Below are 18,908 nucleotides of genomic sequence, written 5' to 3'. Positions count from 1 at the left end.
AGGGAAAAAACCCCCGCACAACCTGCGGGGGTCATGGTTCAGTCAGGCCGCAGAGACAGTGTCTTGCGCCTCATTGCCGGTCGCTTCCCGCATCATCCATTCCGCGAAAACCCCGTACCCCTGGGTGGGATCGTTGATAAACACGTGGGTAACGGCGCCGATCAGCCGGCCGTCCTGCAGGATGGGGCTGCCGGACATACCTTGAACAATGCCTCCGGTTTTGGCCAGTAGCCCTGGATCGGTCACTTTGAGAACCATGCTCTTAATGGCCGGATAGCGTTGTTTCATGACACTGACCACTTCAATATTAAAGGCTTCGACCTTCTGACCCTCGATCACCGTCAGGATCTTAGCGGGGCCAGGGTGGACTTGATCTGCCGGGGCCACGGGGATGGGTTGATTGTAAAGACCGTGATCCGGGGGATGGACCATATGCCCAAAGATGCCAAATGATGAATTTTCCTTCACGTCACCGAGCACATGATGTTCGTCCACCATTTGGCCTCGTTTTTCTCCCGGCTGTCCATTTTGCCCCTTGTCAATGGACGTGATGGAGGAGTTGAGCACCTGTCCTTCGCCAACTTCGATGGGCTGTCCCGTATCGACGTCGGTGATGACGTGACCCAAAGCGCCATAGACGTGATTCACGGGGTCGTAGAAAGTCAAGGTGCCCACGCCAGCGGCGGAATCCCGAATGTACAAACCGATGCGGTAGGTGCGCTGATCATTATCGTACACCGGGTGCACCTTGACATGAAAGGATTGTCGCTGGCGGATCAAGGTCACATCGAGATCGCGGTTCGCTTCACCGGCTTGACGAATCCTCTGAGCCGCCTCTTCAACCGTGGAAACCGGGTGGCCGTCGATCTCAACAATGCGGTCCCCGACTTTGATATTTGCCTGTTCCCCAGGCGAAATTTCTCGATTGCCCGTGTGGATCAAATTATACCCGACGATCATGATCCCTTTTGAACGCAGACGGACACCGATCGATTGGCCGCCGGGGATCACTTTCCAATCCGGCAGGACGTCGACCCGCATTTGTCGAACGGGGATCCCGAAAACCTCAAGACGCATGCGAGCCGGGCCTGTTTGGGTTCCATTGACTTGCCAGGTGCCTGCCGTTCCGCTGCGGACCTCGATGGCGCTTCGCGCGTCCGGCACTAGACGGCTGGGTCCCCCGGCTTGCACCACCACCGACGAACCCACAACGGTTTCTATGGAATCAGGAAGACGAAGCCACCCGCTGAACGGAGGACAGAAGCACGTCACGACGATCAGGGTTGCCAATAGCAGACCGACCCACTTCCGACGCTGGTGTGCCACGCCGTTCCACTCCCTTTCCTAGATGCACCTCCACCGTAGACTAGGCGTCTGTGCGTGCTTATAACCTGCCCGCCCGGCCTGTGGGTCTATCCCGCCAAAAAGCTGGCACCCCGCGTGCAATGTGGCCTCTCCCCCCGCTTTTACCCCAACCGGGAATTGGACTGCGCCGCCGCCCGTCGCTCCAACATCTCCTGGGCCTGGCGACGAGTGATCTCCGTCGCCGTGGAACCCGCCAACATCCGGGCCACTTCTTCGATCCGATCCGCCTCTTCCAGAACCTCTACGATTGTCCGGGTGGATTCCTCCGTCTGTTCCTTGCGGATGCGATGATGGCCATCGGCCATGGCCGCGATTTGGGGCAAATGAGTGACACAGATTACCTGGCGGCGCCGAGCAACCTGGACCAATTTTTCCCCAACCACCACCGCCGCCTGGCCGCTCATGCCAGCGTCCACTTCATCGAAAATCAGAGTTGGAACGTCATCGGCGTCCGCCAAGACCACTTTTAACGCGAGCATCAATCGGGACAATTCGCCCCCCGAAGCCACTTTTGAAAGCGGCGCCGGTGGCTCGCCCGGATTGGCCGAAAACAGGAACTCCACTTGATCCGCGCCGTCGGACCGAAATCCTTTCTCGGTTTCCCCCAGCCAGCGCACTTCGATCTGAAACTGGGCGCGGGGCATCGCCAGCTCCCTTAGCTGCTCCTGAACTTTCACTTGAATTCGTTCCGCCAGGGCCAAACGGTTAAGGGAAAGGCGCCGGGCTGTGCTGACCATTTCCTCCCAAGCCCGGGTTCTGGCCTTTGATCGTTCCTGCAAATCAGCTTCATAATTGCGAAGGCGGGAGAGCTCATTCTCCATTGTTGCCGCGGATTCTAAAATTGACTCCACCGAACCGCCGTATTTTCGCATGAGCCGACGCAACTGATGAAGCCGTTCTTGCACGGACTCCAGCTTCTGGGGATCTGCCTCGACAGTTTCCAAATAACGCCTCAGTTCATGGGCCGCTTCACTGAGATTGGCCGCCGCACTCTGTAACATTTCGAGTATGCCCGCCAGCCCCGGGTCGTATTTGACCAGCCCTTCAACCGTTTCTACAATCTCGGCGACCAAATCGGTGGCAGCCCGGACTCCCTGTCCACCTTCATCCAACATCTCGTACCCTCGGGAAGCGTCTTCGAGGATCCGCCCAGCGTGGCTCAACCGCCTGTATTCCGCCTCCAGTTCTTCCTCCTCTCCGGGGGCGGGGGAAAGATCCCGGATTTCTCCCAATTGGAACAATAACCAGTCGATTCGCTGCAATCGTTCCTCCTCCCCCAACTGAGCGGCCCGAAGGTCCTCGTCAGCCCGGGTAAAACGATCGTGAGCCCTCCGGTATTCCTCCAGCAGCGTTTGATGGGATGCATCACCATAACCGTCCAACATTCGCGCGTACCGATCCGGCTGCAAGAGGCTCTGGTGCTCATGCTGGCCGTACACATCGATTAAACGGGCGGCCAGATCCCGCAGCATTTGAACCGTGACCGTCCGGCCGTTGATGCGGCACAGGCTTTTACCTTGGCGGCTAACCTCCCGGACCAGCAGTATTTCCTCCGCTGGTTCGAAGCCCATCTCCTCTAGCCACTGGAGGGCTTCTGGGCGGCCGTCGGTGGAAAACAGCGCTTCCACCACCGCCTGTTTCGCACCAGCCCGAACCTGTTGCGCCGAGGCCCGCTCCCCGCGAATGAGTCCAAGGGCGTCGAGGAGGATCGACTTCCCGGCCCCCGTCTCCCCGGTCAGCACGTGGAACCCGGTTTCAAAATCCAGGTGGGCTTCATCAATCAACAAAAAATTTCGCACCGACAGCGACATCAGCACAGCGTCCCACGCCCCTTTCGCAGTGCGGTGTCACACCATCTGATGGAATCGTTCCTCGACGGCCGCGGCCTGTAGAGCGGAGCGGCAGATGACCAGAATGGTATCGTCCCCGGCGATGGTTCCCATAACCTCCGGCCATCCCACCGCATCCACCAGGGCGGCCACAGCATGGGCATTCCCGGGGAGCGTTTTCATCACGATGAGGTTCTCGGCCCGGTCCAGTGCCACAAAACTCTCCGGCAGCATCCGCTGGAGTCGGGCTTCGTTGTTCACCGCCGGTTCCGGCGGCAACGCATAGACGTACCGACCATCGGCTGTTGGAACTTTGATCAGTTGGAGTTCTTTGATATCCCTGGATACCGTGGCCTGGGTGACCTGAAACCCACTTTCACGCAAAGCTTGGACCAGTTCTTCCTGGGTTTCGATAGAGCGAGAGGCCACCAACTCCCGAATGCGCGTCAAACGTTTATTTTTCATCACTGCGCCTCCACTCCCCGAAGCTTCTGGCGCAGGACGTCAAAGAATTGCCGTTCCCGCCATTTAATCAGGGTTGCACAATGAGCGGATTTTTGCACAAGGACCTCATCCCCGACCCGCAGGCGCACCGACACTTGACCGTCTGCAGAGAGACCCAGATCCTGGTGGTTCGCCCGGGCCTCAATTCGCACCTTTCGATCGGCAGGAACGATCATCGGACGGGTGCTCAGGGTGTGAGGACAAATCGGGGTCAAAAGCATCACCTCGGCCTGAGGAGCCACAATCGGGCCCCCACAGGAAAGGGAGTAGGCGGTGGATCCCGTGGGGGTAGAAACGATCAGCCCATCCCCCGCGTACTGATCCACATATTGGCCATCCACTTCGACCCGCAGGGAGGCCATACGGCCGAGGGCCCCCTTGCCCACCGTGATGTCGTTCAGGGCCGAGAGGTGGTGAACCGTCGACCCGCCCCGCCGCACTTCCGCCTCGATCATCATTCGGTGCTCCAGCTCGTAGTCGCCCCTCACCACCCGGTCCACCGCTTGATCGAGATCCTCTGGTTCCGCCTCGGATAGAAAACCGAGGTGGCCGAGGTTAAAACCCAGGAGTGGCAGGCCAAAAGGTGCAAACCGCCGGGCATACCCGAGAAACGTGCCATCGCCGCCGAGAATAAACACCACGTCTACCCGGCCCGGGAATGCCTCCAAAGCCAATCCCAGGTCTGGCCGCCGCACGGCCTCGGCAGCCTTGGGATCCAAGACGGCATCCCGCCCCCGGGCATGGATGCACTGAACAAGTGTGTCGGCGATCTCCGCCGCCCGGGGTTTGTCCAAATTCACGACCAAGCCCACCGATTGCATCAGCGCCGGTCCCCCTCCTTTCGGCGGATCTGACCCAGGACCCGATGCGCTTCCTCCACCACCACCGAAATCTCCTCCTGCCACCTCCCGTCGGGCAGACCGTCCTCCGCCTTTCGCCGCAGATATAGGAGAAATTCCATGTTTCCGTCCCCTCCGGTGATCGGCGAGAATGTCAATCCTTTCACCTCGAATCCGTCGTTTCCTGCCGCCTCCATCACTTCCCGCAAAACCCTTCGGTGCACCGCCGGGTCCCGGACAATGCCGCCACGCCCCACCAATTCTCTTCCCGCTTCAAACTGAGGTTTCACCAAAGTGATCACATCAGCCCCGTCAGGGAGAAGCCTCCATAAAACCGGAAAGACCAACCGAACGGAAATGAACGAAACGTCCATGACCGCCTGGTCGGGATCGGGCCCCGGGAGGTCCGCTCGCTTCAAATACCGGGCGTTCGTGCGTTCTACTGGAATCACGCGGTCATCGTTGCGCAGCCGCCAGTCGAGTTGGCCGTATCCCACGTCGACGGCATACACCATCCTGGCCCCGTGGCGGAGCAAGCAGTCGGTAAACCCCCCGGTAGAGGCCCCGATATCCAGTACGACCCGGCCCTCCACAGAAACGGGAAACTCCTGGAACGCTTTCTCCAACTTCAATCCGCCCCGGCTCACGAAAGGATGGTCTTCCCCCCGCACCTCCAGCGGCTCATCCCGACCCACGGGGGTCCCTGCCTTGTCGATCCGCCGTCCTCGGGAAAAAACCCGTCCGGCCATAATCGCCGCCCGGGCCTTTTCGCGACTGGGGAACAGCCCCCGTTGAACGAGCAGTACATCCGCCCTTTCCCGATCCGACATCGCACTCCTCCTTTAACGGCGGCCCTGGCCCAGGCGCAAGTCCGAACCTTCCAGGGTATGAACCGCCGCCCGGGGCACCCTGCCAGCCCGAAGAACATCTTTCACCGCATCCGCAACTCGCTCTGCCGTCAAACCCACGGCCCGGAGCAACTCCCCCCGTCCGCCGTGAGGGATAAACTGGTCGGGAAGCCCCAAACACCGCACCGGGACCCCGTGGAGACCGTGGCCGGCCAGCCATTCCAGCACCGCAGAGCCCAGCCCCCCGGCGAGGGCCGTCTCCTCCACCGTCACCAGTGCCCACCCCTCCCCGGCCAGGCGAAGGAGGAAATCCCCGTCTAACGGTTTCACAAATCGCGCGTTGATGATCATGGGATCGACGCCTTCCTCGGCAAGGCGATCCGCTGCCTCTTCGGCCAATGCCACCATCGGTCCCATCGCCACCACCGCCACCGGGGAAAGCCCTTGGCGAATCACTTCCCAGGAACCGATAGGAATGGTGTGCCACTCTTTATCCAGAGGGACACCCCGGGCTGCACCCCGGGGATACCGCACCGCCACCGGTCCTGGAAGTTGGAGGGCCGTATACAGCATCTGGCGCAGCTCATTCTCATCTTTGGGCATCATGATCGTCATGTTCGGCACCGTCCGGAGGTAGGCCACGTCGAATGCACCCTGGTGGGTCTCGCCGTCCGCTCCGACCAATCCCGCCCGATCCACCGCAAAGACCACCGGGAGATTTTGAATGCAAATATCGTGAATCACCTGGTCGTAGGCCCGCTGCAAAAAGGTGGAATACACCGCAAATACAGGCCGCATCCCCGAGGCAGCCAATCCCGCGGACAACGTCGCCGCATGCTGCTCCGCAATGCCGACATCAAAAAAGCGGTCCGGGAAACGCTGGGCAAACTTCGTTAAACCCGTCCCCCCTGGCATGGCCGCGGTAATGGCCACGATGCGGGGATCTTGTTCCGCCAATTCAACAATGGCATTGCCGAAGACATCCGTATAACTGGGTGCTAAAGAAGAAGAGCTTTTTTCCGCCTTGCCCGTTTCGGGGTTAAACGGAGTGACGCTGTGGAGTTTGTCCGGCGCCCGCTCAGCCCGACCATACCCCTTGCCCTTTTGAGTAACCACGTGCAGCAATACGGGGTCCGGGCATTCTTTGACCCGATCCAACATGGTGGTGAGAGCTGCGAGATCGTGGCCATCCACCGGACCAAAGTACGTGAAGCCCAGCTCTTCAAACAGCATCCCGGGCACCCAAAAATATTTCACACTGTCCTTCGCCCGCTCCAACGTCCGGGCCACCTTGCCGCCGATGGAAGGGATGCGCTTCAGCAGATGCTCCACTTCATTTTTCATCTTGGCATAAGTCCGGTCCGTGCGCAGTTTGGCCAAATAGTTCGCCATCGCCCCAACGTTTTCCGCGATGGACATCTCGTTGTCGTTGAGTACGACGATGAGGCGCTTCCGGAGGTGGCCGGCATGGTTCAGCGCCTCCAAAGCCATGCCGCCGGTCATGGCCCCGTCGCCGATCACAGCCACCACATGATGGGACTCGCCCTTGAGATCCCTGGCCACCGCCATCCCGAGGGCCGCGGAAATGGACGTCGAGGCGTGACCCGTGCCAAAGGCGTCGTGGGGGCTTTCCGAGCGCTTCGGGAAGCCCGCCAAACCACCGAATTGGCGCAGGGTGGGAAAACGTTCTTTTCGTCCGGTGATAATCTTGTGCACGTACGCTTGGTGCCCGACGTCCCAGATGATCTTGTCCCGGGGGCTGTCAAAAACCCGGTGCAACGCGAGGGTCAGCTCCACCACGCCGAGATTCGGGCCGAAGTGCCCCCCGGTCACCGAGAGTTGTTCAATCAGAAACCGGCGTATCTCCGCCGCCAACTGCCGGAGTTCCGCCAGAGACATCGCCTTGAGATCGGCCGGGCCGTTGACACGGTCCAACAACACAGAGACCGCCTTCTTTCCCGAGGATCAAAACCCCATAAAACTGACAGCATTATAGCACGCCGAACCGGTCGTCTCAATGAACCGTTCCCCAATGTGCCGTCCCACCCGCCCGCTCGCCGTCAGGGCCGCGAATCCACTTGGCCCTTCTCTCACCAGTCCCGGTCGGCCAAATACCTTGCCAAATCGGCGAGGTGGCGGGTATCCCCTGGAAACCCATGGAGATGGGCGATCGCTTCCTTGGTCAATCGCCGCACGTCCTCCCGGGACCGGTCCACTCCGTACACCCCTGGCCAGGTCAGTTTGTTAAGCGCCGCATCCCGCCCCACGGCCTTGCCGATCCGTCCGGCATCCCCGCCCACATCCAGGAGGTCGTCCACGATCTGATACGCGAGCCCCACAGCCTGCCCGTAGGCCGACAACCGATCCAGAAGCGACTCGTCAGCTCCGGCACACAATCCTCCCATGCGAAGGGAGGCGATGATGAGTGCCCCCGTTTTTTTGCGATGCAGGTCCCGCAAAAGTTCGGGGTCCGGCGGGCCTTCGGCGCCCGTAGCTTCGATATCCAGAACCTGACCCCCGACCATGCCCTCCTTTCCCGAAGCCTCCGCCAACTCTTCCACCAGCCGGATCCGGGTTGTCGGGGGGAGCGGAGCTTTGGCGAGAACGCCAAAAGCGAGGGTCAGCAACGCGTCCCCCGCGAGTACCGCCATGGCTTCGCCAAACACCCGGTGGTTCGTCGGCCTGCCCCGGCGATAATCGTCGTCGTCCATGGCCGGAAGGTCATCGTGAATCAATGAATACGTATGCACCAGTTCCAGGGCACAAGCCGCCGGCAGAGCCTCCCGCAGGCTGCCTCCCGCCCCTTCGCAAGCAGCCATCGCGAGTAGAGGCCGAAGCCGCTTCCCGCCGGCAAAGAGACTGTAGCGCATCGCCTCGTGCAGCCGCCCGACCCCTTTCCCAGGTGGGATCAGGGCATCCAGGGCATCGTTTACCGCCCGGGCGCCCGCCTCCCAGAATTCCCGAAGCTCTTGTTCCACTGGGCGATCACTCATCCTCCCCAGGCCGGGGTTCAAAGGGACGACTTTCCCATCCCCCGCCCTCCTGTTGTAAGACCACTTCGATTCGCTGCTCCGCCTGATCCAACTGGTCCCGGCACCACTTGGCCAACATCATGCCTTCCTGAAACCGTACGATCGACCGTTCCAAGGACAGTTCTCCGCTCTCCAACTCCCGCACCACCTGTTCCAGCCGCTCCATCGCTTCCTCAAAACTGGCCGGTTCCTCGGGTCCCGCCTTGCCCCCGCTTTGGGGCAATTCCTCCTTTAGCGGTTGTCGCTCCTCCGCCATCCTCCGACTCCTCCTCGATACCCCAGACTTGACAGTCCGCCCACCCCCCTGTCAGCCGCACATGGACGTTGTCTCCGGGGGCAAGCTGGGAGATGTCCCGGACTAACTCCCTACGATCCGGTCGGTATACCAAACTCCAGCCCCGGCGCATGACCGCCAAGGGGCTCAAGGCCTCCAGCTTGTCCACTTGCCGCTCGAACCGATGGACCGCCCTCTGCCATCCGGTCCACGCGGCAAACTGAAGCTTCTGTTTTTGCGCTTCCAACCGGTTTTGGGCCCGCTGAATCTGCTCCTTGGGACTGTGCCGGCCGAGGATATCCGTCAAGCGGATCAAAGTTTCCTTCCTTCGGTAGACCGATTTCCACGCCGCCTGACCGAGTCGGGTGTGTAAACCGTCCACGGTTTGTCGACGCCATTGAATCCACTGCTCCGGCCGGCGCAGGCCGGGTCGCCCCAACAGGTGTTCCAACCGTTGACGATCGCCCTGCACCCGCCGCACCAGGGCATCCACCATGGCCCTTCGAGCTTCCTCCACCCGCCGGCGCAACTCAAGCACGTGGGGAGCGACGAGTTCTGCCGCCGCCGTGGGGGTCGGTGCCCGGACATCCGCCACATAATCGGCTATGGTGAAATCGGTCTCGTGCCCGACCGCCGACACTACAGGAACGGGGGCTGCGGCGATGGCCCGGGCCAAAGCCTCGTCATTAAAGGCCCACAACTCCTCCGGCGAGCCCCCGCCCCGGCCGATGATAATCACGTCCAACTCCCCGTAGGCACAGGCCGCCGCCAGGGCCGCCGCCAAGGAAGCGGGCGCCCCGGGGCCCTGCACCAACGCCGGGAAAATCGCCACCCGGGCCAGAGGATACCGCCTGCGCAACGTTGTCGCGATGTCCCGGATCGCAGCCCCCTCGGTGGAGGTGATCACCCCCACCACCCGGGGGAAGGCCGGCAGGGGCCTTTTGCGCTCTCGATCGAACAACCCTTCCTTTTGCAGTCGATCCCGGGTTTGCAAAAACGCCAGGTACAGAGAGCCGACCCCTTCGGGCTGCATTTCTTCCACATACAATTGGTACGTCCCGTCCCGGTCAAAGACAGCCACCCGCCCCCGGGCCACGACTTTCATGCCCTCCTCGGGCCGAAAAATCAGCTTGCGGTTTCGGCTGGCAAACATCACCGCCCGAATCCGGCTTCCCGCGTCCTTGAGAGAAAAATACATGTGCCCACTCGAATGGTGGGTGAAATTCGAAATCTCACCCATCACCCAAACGTCCTGAAGCACTTCGTCCCGGTCCAGTAAGTCGCGGACATAAGCGGTCAATTCCGAAACAGTGAGGGCTTGCGCGCCGGCTTCGGTCATTGAACATTCCCCATCCGTTTTGCACTCCAAAGCGTGTTGTAAAGGAGCATCGTAATGGTCATCGGGCCCACGCCCCCGGGTACCGGTGTAATCCATCCCGCCCGCTCCTTAACCGCCTCAAAATCGACATCGCCCACCAAGCGGCCGTCCACTCGGTTGATCCCCACGTCGATCACCACAGCACCTGGCTTGATCATATCCGCCGTGATCAACCCCGGCCGCCCGACGGCCGCCACCAGAATGTCCGCTTGCTTCGTGTAAAACCCCAGATCTTTCGTTTTTGAGTGGCAGATGGTGACTGTTGCATTCTCCCGCAGGAGTAGTTGGGCCACGGGTTTCCCGACGATTCCACTGCGCCCCACCACCACCGCGTGGGCACCGGCGATTTCGATTCGGTTTCGGCGGATCATCTCGAGGATCCCCGCCGGAGTACAGGGAACAAATCCTTCCCCTCCACTGTATAAGCGCCCGACATTCCACGGGTGAAATCCGTCCACATCTTTACCGGGCGAAATCCTCGTGATCACGCGATCCTCGGCTATCTGGGGCGGAAGCGGCAGTTGCACGAGAATCCCATGAATCGACGGATCCTCGTTATAGTGATCGATCCTCTCGAGGAGCGTCTGTTCCGACAGATCGGCGGGAAGGCGTTCTACCACCGAGTGGATTCCCACTTCTGTACTCGCCTTTTGTTTTCCCCGCACATAACTCTGGGAAGCCGGGTCATCCCCCACGAGGAGGACGGCAAGCCCCGGCACAATCCCCCGCTTGGCCCGCAACTCCTCAACATCCCGCCGAATCTCCTCGCGAAGGGCGGCCGCCAATTGTTTCCCGTCAAGAATCTGCGCCGACAAGTCCCACGCCTCCTTCGCCCCGCCGATCTTTTCATCCGCGTCCCGAGTAGCCCATGCCCTGCGTCCCGCTCCTTCAGGCGGAGCTTATTCTTTCCGGCTGCTGCTGTGTCCCGGGAACAGTTTTGCCTGGGGATCCAGATAGGTCTTCGCGTTATTGATTGCCGTAGGCGCTTCCCCGAATCCCGTGGCAATCAGTTTTAGCTTTCCGGGATACGTGACAATATCCCCGGCCGCGTATACCCCGGGAATATTCGTCTCCATCTTGGTGTTCACGACAATGGCGTTGTCTTCCATCTCCAGTCCCCAGTTGAGGATCGGCCCGAGGGAAGCCGAAAAGCCAAGTCCTGATACGACCGCCTGAACTTCCACGTTTTCCGTCTCGCCGGTCTTATTGTGGACAATTGTGGCTCCGGTCAACTTTTCGTCCCCGTGCAGCTTCTTCAGCTCGTAAAATGTTTTCACTTCTACGCCGGAAGTAAACAGTTTTTTCACACTGTCCTCGTGGGCACGGAACTGATCCCGGCGATGGATCAAGATCACCCGGGAAGCCACCGGCTGAAGCATCAAGGCAAAATCCACCGCCGAATCCCCGCCGCCGATCACCAACACCGACAGACCGCGGAACCTTTCAAGATTGTCAATATAATAGTAGATTCCCCGCCCTTCAAAGGCCGAAGCCCCTTCCGCGGGCAGCGGGCGAGGGGTGAAAGAGCCGATCCCGGCGGTGATCACCACTGACCGACTGAGATGCACCCGCTGCCCCGTGTGGAGCTCGAACACCCCGTCCTCTCGTTTCCGCAGATCCTGAACCTGCTCATTTAAACAGACTTCGGGATGGTATTGAAACGCCTGCTCCACCAGCCGCTCCACCAATTCCTTGGCGCGGACTTTGGGAAATCCTCCAACATCATAAATATATTTTTCCGGATACAACTCCGCGAGCTGACCGCCCAACTGGGGCAAGCTGTCGATAATCTTCACCTTTAAGTCCCTAACGCCCGCATAAAATGCCGCAAACAGTCCGGTAGGCCCTCCCCCTATGATCGTAACGTCAAATAATTCCTCCTGCTCCTGGGTCAGTTCTTCTTTTTCTGTCATTGGCTTTCCTCCTCGCGCAGCCGAAAAATGCCGACCTCATTATACCGAATTCACCTCTTCCCGAAAAGCGGCCAATCCCAGCCGGGCCACCCCCCGGGCGTTGTCCCGGGAATACTCCGGCCCGGCCCAGTGGAGCACCGCCCCGACGGCGGGGTGAGAGAGCCGGTGGGTGAGGCGATGGCGAATCCACGCGTTCGACGCCACTCCGCCCACCATCAGAATATGCCGCTCCTCATGCTCGGCCAGGGCATGAAGGAGCGCCTTTTCCAGCGCCCGGGCCACACACCGCTGCACCGCCATCGCCACTTGGGCCGGAGAGGCCCCATCCTCAATCCAACGCAGCGCCCGGGTCTGGGGCCCGGAGAAACTGATGGAGCATCCCCGAACGAAAACCGGCAGTGCGACCCCGCCGGTATCGCCCCCCGCCAGCGACTGCGCCAGTCGCTCCAAAGCAGGTCCAGCGGGAAATGGCAGGCCCAGGGCCACGCCCACCCGGTCGATCAGTTGTCCAGCGTGAAGATCCATACTCCGGCCCAGGGTGTCGATGCGGTAACCCCCGGGTTTTCGCTCGACCCTCAGAATATCCGTGGTGCCCCCGGACACATGTGCGGCTAAAAACGACGCTGCGGGTACATCCCCCACATCGGCCTCGGCGGCCGCCAAGTGGCCCTCTTGGTGGCTGACAGCATAAAACGGAACCTGCAACCCAGCCGCCAAACTCCGGCCGAGTCCCTCCCCAGCCAAAAACACGGGCATATAGGAATCTGGGGTAGGACGAGGCCGAACACTGGCGGCCACGGCCGCCGTTTTCTTGAGATCGACCCCTTTTCTTGCCATCTCCTCCGCAAGTGCAGGAAGGTGGCGGACATGTTGAAAAAGGGCTTCCGATTGCCGGAGCCCTCGTTCCCCTGGCTTGACGTCCAACGGAAGGCGGCCGTCGAATCGAACGGCGCCCAACCCGTCTAAAACACAGACGGAAGTGGTGTAATTGCTTGTGTCGATCCCCAGAACATAGCGCTCGTCCAAAGGAGGTTCACTCCCCCACCCGAGTCCTGAGTTCCTCAAGATGGACAACAATCCGGGCCAAAACGCCGTTGACAAAACGGCCGGACTCTTCCGTGCTGTACCGTTTCGCCAGTTCCACCGCTTCATTCATCACTACACTCACTGGGGTTGCCGGGACATGGAGCAATTCATAAACAGCGAGGCGAAGCACATTCCGGTCCACTGAAGCCATTCGATCCAGGTCCCATCCCGTGCTGTACGTCCGAAGAACGCCATCGACACGGCGTCCTTCCTCGAGGGTACCGAATAACAGTCTTCGGGCAAACTCCTCATCTTCCGGGCTCGGATCCCCTTCGGCCTCCCCGTCACCCCGCAGCCGCCATACCTGTTCCAGCGCTTCTTCAGCGTCGGTGCCGCCGAGATCCACGGCGACCAATGCCTGCAACACCTTTTCCCTGGCGGCTCGTCGACTCACCCCGCCTCCCCCCTCACGAATCCCGGTATCTCGACGGCAACAGCCGTTCTATCACGTCTCTCCAGTCTTCCCGGCGCTCCCAGGCCCCTCCCCATACATAGCCTAACCAAACGAAGAACGCAAAGATCAGTGCCCGCCAGAACCCCACGAACAAAAATACCACCCCGGCCACAAGCCCCAGAACAGTGCCGAGAAGTCGACCCGGATGGTTTTCCCACAACCACTTCAACAGTTGCGCCATTTGATTCATCTTACAACACCCGCCGCCGGTCTCGGTTGCCCTTCCACAGCACTTCCCCCGCAACCCCGGACACATACACCCGCACGTCCGAAACGCCCAGTCCGGACGTCTGCTCCACATATTCCCGAACCGACAACTGGAGTTGTTCAATCAAGGGCGGCACCGCTACATCGGGCTTGACCACCACTTTCAGCCGAATGGCCACCCGCTCCCCGCTCGGGTGAACCCTGGCCGTCAGCTCGTCCACTCCGCGAATCTGCCTCGCCACCCGAGTGGCCATCTGTTCCACCGCTTCGAGGGCGATGGACACATCCCCCTCGGTCCGGTGAAGCACCACGGCCGCCGGGTCTGCCGGAGCCCCTCGTAAGAAGAGGAACCGCAAGCTCACGACCACGAGCAAAATGCACACCGCCAAAACGGCCGCGGGGTCGATCCGAGCCGCCCACCGCGCCACGACGTCCCATCCCGCCGCCCACAGTGCCGCAAAGAGCGCGACAACCCCCACGACCAAAGCGTAGACTCCAAGCAAAATGCGATCGACAATGTGCACGAGCCCACCTCCCGACGTCTCCGGCGGCCGACCGTTGTTACATCACTCGAGGGGAAGTCTCTTCTGCCTTCTCTTCCTGCCGGAACGCCACCCCCAGCACATGGACGTTCACTTCCACCACTTCCAACCCCGTCATCGTCTCAATGGCGCGTTTCACATTCTCTTGGATCGCCCCGGCCACATCGGGAATCCGCGCCCCATATTCCGCCACGATGGACACGTCCACAGCACACTGTTTCTGGCCGACCTCGACCTTGACGCCCTTAGACAGGTTTTTGCGCCCCAACAGCTCGGCAATACCGCCCACGACACCGCCGCTCATCCCGGCCACCCCGGGCACCTCTACGGCAGCGAGGCCAGCAATCACCTCAATGACCTCATTGGCAATTCGAATACTACCCAATTCCGTTATGGAGTCATCCGGTTCGACCATCTCCGTCACCCCGTCTCGATCCTGTCATCACTTTCCTGTACTTGCAGTATAACAAAGCGCCCCGTCGGGAACAATGAACCCCTCAAACTTCTTGTACCTCGACGCACAACCCACAGGGGCGGCGCAACTCCGGAGCCGCCCAAGTTTTCTTTCACAGTTCATGGGTCTCTAAAAACTGGGTGGTCACATTGCCTTCAATGAAATCCGGATGATCCAATACCTTCAAATGAAACGGGATGGTCGTTTTAATGCCCTCAATGCGAAACTCCGCCAAAGCCCGCTTCATTCGGGCGATGGCCTGTAGGCGGGTCGGTGCCCAGACAATCAGCTTCGCAATCATCGAATCGTAAAAGGGCGTTACTCGATAACCGGAATAGGCGGCACTGTCGACCCGCACTCCGATACCCCCCGGGGGGAGGTACTCCTGAATCAGTCCTGGAGATGGCATAAAATTCTTATTGGGATCCTCCGCATTAATCCGGCACTCGATCGCCCATCCCCGGAGTGAGACGTCCTCTTGCGCCATGGACAATGGTTCCCCGGCGGCGACGAGAATCTGCTCCCGCACCAGATCGTACCCTGTTACCCACTCCGTTACCGGATGTTCCACCTGAATCCGGGTGTTCATCTCCATAAAATAGAATTTCCCGTCTTTATCGAGCAGGAATTCCACCGTCCCGGCCCCGACGTACCCGACAGCCAGGGCCGCCCGAACAGCCGCCTCCCCCATCTCCTTGCGCAATTCCGGGGTCAATACGGGGCAAGGTGCTTCTTCGATCAGTTTTTGATGACGTCGCTGGATCGAGCAGTCCCGCTCTCCGAGGTACACGGCGTTCCCGTGCCGATCCGCCATGATCTGGATCTCGACGTGGCGCGGTTCCTGAACGAGTTTTTCCAGATATACACCAGGGTTCCCGAAAGCCGTTTCCGCCTCGGTCCGGGCCATCTCAATCCCCTTGGCGAGCTCCTCCGGGGTCCCGGCGGTCCGCATTCCCTTTCCACCGCCCCCCGCGGTGGCTTTGATTATCACGGGATAACCGATCTGCTGAGCCACCCGAAGAGCTTCCTCGGTGCTCTCGATCAAACCGTCAGTTCCCGGAACCGTGGGAACCCCCGCCCGCTTCATCGTCTCCTTAGCCACCGATTTATCTCCCATCTGCTCGATGGCCGAAGGAGGAGGACCGATAAAGGTAATATTGCAGGCGTTACACACTTCGGCAAAATCGCTGTTCTCCGCCAGGAATCCGTATCCCGGATGAATGGCGTCCACGCCGGTTTTCGTCGCCAGGCTCATGATGCTGGCAATATTAAGGTAACTCTGCTTGCTCGGTGTGGGGCCGATGCAATACGCCTCATCGGCCATCTGAACGTGAAGAGCTTCCCGGTCTGCTTCGGAGTAAACGGCCACCGTTTGAATACCTAGTTCCCGGCAGGCGCGAATAATCCGGACCGCGATTTCTCCCCGGTTTGCGATCAAAATCTTCTTAAACACAGCCATCCCCCCGTCAATCCAAGCGAACTCGGAACAGGGGCTGTCCGAACTCGACCAACTGGCCGTTTTCCGCCAGGATTTCTACGATCTCTCCGCGGCAGTCCGCCTCGATCTCGTTCATCAGTTTCATGGCCTCAACAATGCACACGATCGTCTTCTCGTCGACCCGACTGCCGACCTGAACATAAGGATCCGCGTCTGGCGCAGGGGCGCGGTAAAAAGTGCCGACCATGGGCGAAGTAATGGTATAAAGCGAGGCATCGACCTCCGATTTCCCCCCGCCGTTACCGGTCCCCTCAGACTTGGGCTCCGGGGTCCGGGGTTCCGGGGTTGCCGGAGCGGTCTGCTCTTGGATTGCGGTGGTCTTCTCCACCGGCGCAGCCTGGGGCAAAACTGCTGGGGCAGCGGGGGCGGCCGGCGCTACCGCCGGAAGGGGAGCCGCCGCCTGGGCTTTTCGAATGGACAAGCGGGCCCCCTCCGATTCCACCTCCAATTCCACTACGCTGGTTTCGTCCATCAAGCGAATCAATTCCCGAATCTCTGTTACCCTGAACATGCCGTGGTCACTCCCTGTGTGCATTCGTTCACTTGGACAAGTATACCACAGCGCTATGAAGAGCGGCCACAGACACGCAATTCGATCCTACGGTTCGACCCGTTTTCAAACAAAATGGACTGTTGGTCAATAACGCCAACAGTCCTTGAAATGCCCATGGCCCCCAGGGCCCACTGGACGTTTTCGCCTCATTCGTGCCAGTATACCGTGATGTTCGACGCCGGGATCCCCATCTGTTGATGGACGATGCCCATCACGTTCACGGCCTGTTGGGGTGACAGCGAGGACGCTTGTACGTAGACGGTGACGTGGTCATAATTCACATCCCCGCTCCCGGAAGGCAGGATCACCGCTTGCGGGAACCCGGCCCCTTTGAGCATTTCCACCGTTTGTTCCGCTTTTCCCTGCATGGTGGTAATCTCCTGCAGTTGTTGGTTGGCCTTGGCCACCTCCTCACTGGACGATTTCGGGTTCGCGATGACTTGCTGAAGTTGCTCCATCACCCCGGACTCCCGTTGGGTTTCCTTCAATGCCATTTCCGCAAAATAATCGCTCCCCGAGCTGTTTTGCGCCCCTGTGCCGCCCCCAGAACCGGCCTGGGACGGGGTGGCCGAATTCTGCCCCGACGCCCCGGTTCCAGAGGTGCCCGCACTGCTGGCGGTACCCCCGGCTCCATGAGTAGAACCGGTTCCCCCTTGGTCGCCGGTGGCTGAAGGAGGAAGCGGCGGCAGCGTGTCCGAATTCGTCGTTCCTGCCCCACTCGCGCCCTGGGTCTGTTCCCCCGTGGTCGGCAGAGGTTTATTCTCACTGTTCACCGTGTAATAACCGATGACCATCAACGCCAGCACCATCATCGTCGAAAGCCACACCGATTGCCTCTTGACCAATCTGTCTCCCCCCGTCTCCTTCGGTTCGGAAACCGCGGCCGGCCCGCCTTCCTGGATTCATTGGCCGGGCACCACGGCAACACGATGCGGCGGCACACCGAGGACGGCCGCCACAGCCTGCACGATCTCCGCCTGCACTCGGGCGTCCTGAGCCCCCTTGGCAACCACCAGCACCCCCCGGACTTGGGGCCTGAGCCGTTTGACGATCAGGGGCTGGTTCTGCCCAGCCAACACCACCTGGTCGTTCGACGACTGGCTCGTGGTCACCCGGGTCCCGCCCTGTTTGTCCGTTTCATTAATCGTCTGGTTCTGGTTCTGATCGTTGCGTGCGTAGACCACCTCCTCGGTCGAGTCCACATTCACCATCACCCGGACGTCCTGCACCCCAGGGAGTCGGCCTAGAAGGCTGGTCAACTGTTGTTCGTACGCTTGCTCATAAGCCTTCATTTCCGCCGAACCCCGACCGGCTTGGTCGGTCGCAGGGACCGACGGGGGATTGACCGGCGCCCCGGACGAGCCGCGGTTCAACGCCCCAAGGGCGATGAGAACCACCCCGAGAATCCCCAAGATCCACAACCATTTTGATCCAGTTGCAAAATTCCAGTTCACCCCGCCCCCCCTCCCATTCCCGAGGTATCGTTCTGTACATCGACCAGGGAAGGATCGATGCCGAGATCTGCGGCAACGGCCTGGGCCACCGAGCGCCGCAGGGCCGCATCCGCCGAAGGGGCAGGCCTCTGATCGGGCCCGATCTCGACAGGCCGGACGGGGGTAACCAGCGACCCCGACCCCGTCGCCCCGGAACCGGATCCCGATGGGCCGCCAGAGGGAGCCGACGGCAAAGGCGGCCCAAGAACTACCACGATCCGGTGCAGAACCGGAGGTTTGGGCACCGGGCCGGGAGCCGCCGGCCCCGCCTCCACTTGAACGGAGGCGACCGCGTGTCCGGACGCTTGGACCGCCCGCTCCGCGACCCGGCGACGGATTTCCTCCGTCCAGGCACCTTGGGCTTGTTGAGCTTCCCAGGCCATGACCCGATCCGTCAACCCCCAAGCGGACGAACCTGCATTTGCGGGTTCCCCAAGGGAAGCCACCGCCGCCTTCCAGGCTTCGGTCATGTGAAAGACTTGCATCAGCGGGGTCAACAGCGTACCCACCACCACCAGCCCCATGACCACCTTGACGTAGCGCTGCATCGTGTTCGTCGGCAGCATCCAATCCAGGAAGGCCGCGGCCAAGAGTACCAACACCACTTGTCTGAGCCACGCAACCAGCGCGTCCACCCCG

Annotated in this window: 21 protein-coding genes; all 21 read right to left on the bottom strand. The window is 60.6% G+C overall.

Annotated elements, in window-relative coordinates:
* Window positions 1-42: 42 nt before the first annotated feature.
* The gene (spoIVB, locus tag CVV65_RS05165) at window positions 43-1,326 is read right to left on the bottom strand and encodes a SpoIVB peptidase (RefSeq protein WP_100667239.1); all 1,284 of its coding nucleotides are present in this window, start codon (window positions 1,324-1,326) and stop codon (window positions 43-45) included.
* Between the two features lie 140 nt (window positions 1,327-1,466).
* Entirely contained in the window at window positions 1,467-3,176 is a 1,710-nt protein-coding gene (gene recN, locus CVV65_RS05160) for a DNA repair protein RecN (RefSeq protein WP_133121226.1), read from the bottom strand.
* Between the two features lie 36 nt (window positions 3,177-3,212).
* Window positions 3,213-3,659, bottom strand: a complete 447-nt coding sequence (ahrC, locus tag CVV65_RS05155; protein WP_100667237.1) for a transcriptional regulator AhrC/ArgR — start codon at window positions 3,657-3,659, stop codon at window positions 3,213-3,215.
* Complete coding sequence (locus CVV65_RS05150) at window positions 3,659-4,519, bottom strand: NAD(+)/NADH kinase (protein WP_100667236.1); 861 nt, start codon at window positions 4,517-4,519, stop codon at window positions 3,659-3,661. The genes ahrC and CVV65_RS05150 overlap by 1 nt, the downstream gene beginning before the upstream one ends.
* Window positions 4,519-5,367 (bottom strand): TlyA family RNA methyltransferase, encoded by an 849-nt coding sequence (locus CVV65_RS05145; protein WP_100667235.1) that lies wholly within the window; start codon window positions 5,365-5,367, stop codon window positions 4,519-4,521. The genes CVV65_RS05150 and CVV65_RS05145 overlap by 1 nt, the downstream gene beginning before the upstream one ends.
* 12 nt (window positions 5,368-5,379) lie before the next feature.
* Window positions 5,380-7,326 (bottom strand): 1-deoxy-D-xylulose-5-phosphate synthase, encoded by a 1,947-nt coding sequence (dxs, locus tag CVV65_RS05140; RefSeq protein WP_100667234.1) that lies wholly within the window; start codon window positions 7,324-7,326, stop codon window positions 5,380-5,382.
* A gap of 149 nt (window positions 7,327-7,475) precedes the next feature.
* Window positions 7,476-8,378 carry a polyprenyl synthetase family protein gene (locus CVV65_RS05135; protein WP_232070056.1) on the bottom strand — a complete coding sequence of 301 codons (903 nt, stop codon included), beginning with the start codon at window positions 8,376-8,378 and terminating at the stop codon, window positions 7,476-7,478.
* Window positions 8,371-8,673 carry an exodeoxyribonuclease VII small subunit gene (gene xseB / locus CVV65_RS05130; protein ID WP_232059632.1) on the bottom strand — a complete coding sequence of 101 codons (303 nt, stop codon included), beginning with the start codon at window positions 8,671-8,673 and terminating at the stop codon, window positions 8,371-8,373. The genes CVV65_RS05135 and xseB overlap by 8 nt, the downstream gene beginning before the upstream one ends.
* Window positions 8,591-10,030 carry an exodeoxyribonuclease VII large subunit gene (xseA, locus tag CVV65_RS05125; RefSeq protein ID WP_100667231.1) on the bottom strand — a complete coding sequence of 480 codons (1,440 nt, stop codon included), beginning with the start codon at window positions 10,028-10,030 and terminating at the stop codon, window positions 8,591-8,593. Before xseA ends, xseB begins: the two co-directional genes overlap by 83 nt.
* Entirely contained in the window at window positions 10,027-10,884 is an 858-nt protein-coding gene (folD, locus tag CVV65_RS05120) for a bifunctional methylenetetrahydrofolate dehydrogenase/methenyltetrahydrofolate cyclohydrolase FolD (RefSeq protein ID WP_100667230.1), read from the bottom strand. The genes xseA and folD overlap by 4 nt, the downstream gene beginning before the upstream one ends.
* Window positions 10,885-10,968: 84 nt before the next feature.
* Window positions 10,969-11,982: an NAD(P)/FAD-dependent oxidoreductase gene (locus tag CVV65_RS05115; RefSeq protein WP_100667229.1), complete on the bottom strand. Its 1,014-nt coding sequence runs from the start codon at window positions 11,980-11,982 to the stop codon at window positions 10,969-10,971.
* 39 nt (window positions 11,983-12,021) lie between these two features.
* On the bottom strand, window positions 12,022-13,008 hold the full coding sequence (locus CVV65_RS05110) for a tRNA (adenosine(37)-N6)-threonylcarbamoyltransferase complex transferase subunit TsaD (protein WP_100667228.1): 987 nt from the start codon (window positions 13,006-13,008) through the stop codon (window positions 12,022-12,024).
* A gap of 7 nt (window positions 13,009-13,015) precedes the next feature.
* Window positions 13,016-13,462 (bottom strand): transcription antitermination factor NusB, encoded by a 447-nt coding sequence (gene nusB / locus CVV65_RS05105; protein ID WP_100667227.1) that lies wholly within the window; start codon window positions 13,460-13,462, stop codon window positions 13,016-13,018.
* Between the two features lie 13 nt (window positions 13,463-13,475).
* Entirely contained in the window at window positions 13,476-13,712 is a 237-nt protein-coding gene (locus tag CVV65_RS05100) for a DUF2273 domain-containing protein (protein WP_100667226.1), read from the bottom strand.
* A gap of 1 nt (window position 13,713) precedes the next feature.
* Window positions 13,714-14,253, bottom strand: coding sequence for an alkaline shock response membrane anchor protein AmaP (amaP, locus tag CVV65_RS05095; protein WP_100667225.1), 540 nt, complete (start codon window positions 14,251-14,253; stop codon window positions 13,714-13,716).
* Window positions 14,254-14,290: 37 nt separating this feature from the next.
* Window positions 14,291-14,686 carry an Asp23/Gls24 family envelope stress response protein gene (locus tag CVV65_RS05090; RefSeq protein ID WP_041304880.1) on the bottom strand — a complete coding sequence of 132 codons (396 nt, stop codon included), beginning with the start codon at window positions 14,684-14,686 and terminating at the stop codon, window positions 14,291-14,293.
* A gap of 151 nt (window positions 14,687-14,837) precedes the next feature.
* Window positions 14,838-16,178: an acetyl-CoA carboxylase biotin carboxylase subunit gene (accC, locus tag CVV65_RS05085; protein WP_100667224.1), complete on the bottom strand. Its 1,341-nt coding sequence runs from the start codon at window positions 16,176-16,178 to the stop codon at window positions 14,838-14,840.
* Window positions 16,179-16,191: 13 nt separating this feature from the next.
* On the bottom strand, window positions 16,192-16,734 hold the full coding sequence (gene accB / locus CVV65_RS05080; RefSeq protein WP_100667223.1) for an acetyl-CoA carboxylase biotin carboxyl carrier protein: 543 nt from the start codon (window positions 16,732-16,734) through the stop codon (window positions 16,192-16,194).
* Window positions 16,735-16,922: 188 nt separating this feature from the next.
* Entirely contained in the window at window positions 16,923-17,621 is a 699-nt protein-coding gene (locus tag CVV65_RS05075) for a SpoIIIAH-like family protein (RefSeq protein WP_100667222.1), read from the bottom strand.
* 57 nt (window positions 17,622-17,678) lie between these two features.
* A complete protein-coding gene (spoIIIAG, locus tag CVV65_RS05070; RefSeq protein WP_100667221.1) occupies window positions 17,679-18,230 on the bottom strand; it encodes a stage III sporulation protein AG in 552 nt (183 codons plus the stop codon).
* Window positions 18,227-18,904 (bottom strand): stage III sporulation protein AF, encoded by a 678-nt coding sequence (locus CVV65_RS05065; RefSeq protein WP_100667220.1) that lies wholly within the window; start codon window positions 18,902-18,904, stop codon window positions 18,227-18,229. The genes spoIIIAG and CVV65_RS05065 overlap by 4 nt, the downstream gene beginning before the upstream one ends.
* Between the last annotated feature and the right edge of the window lie 4 nt (window positions 18,905-18,908).

Origin of the sequence: Kyrpidia spormannii (genome assembly GCF_002804065.1) — a bacterium.
In the GTDB taxonomy this organism is placed as follows: Bacteria; Bacillota; Bacilli; order Kyrpidiales; family Kyrpidiaceae; genus Kyrpidia; species Kyrpidia spormannii.
Note: the sequence above shows the minus strand (reverse complement) of the source record. Positions and strands in the feature narration are given on the sequence as shown.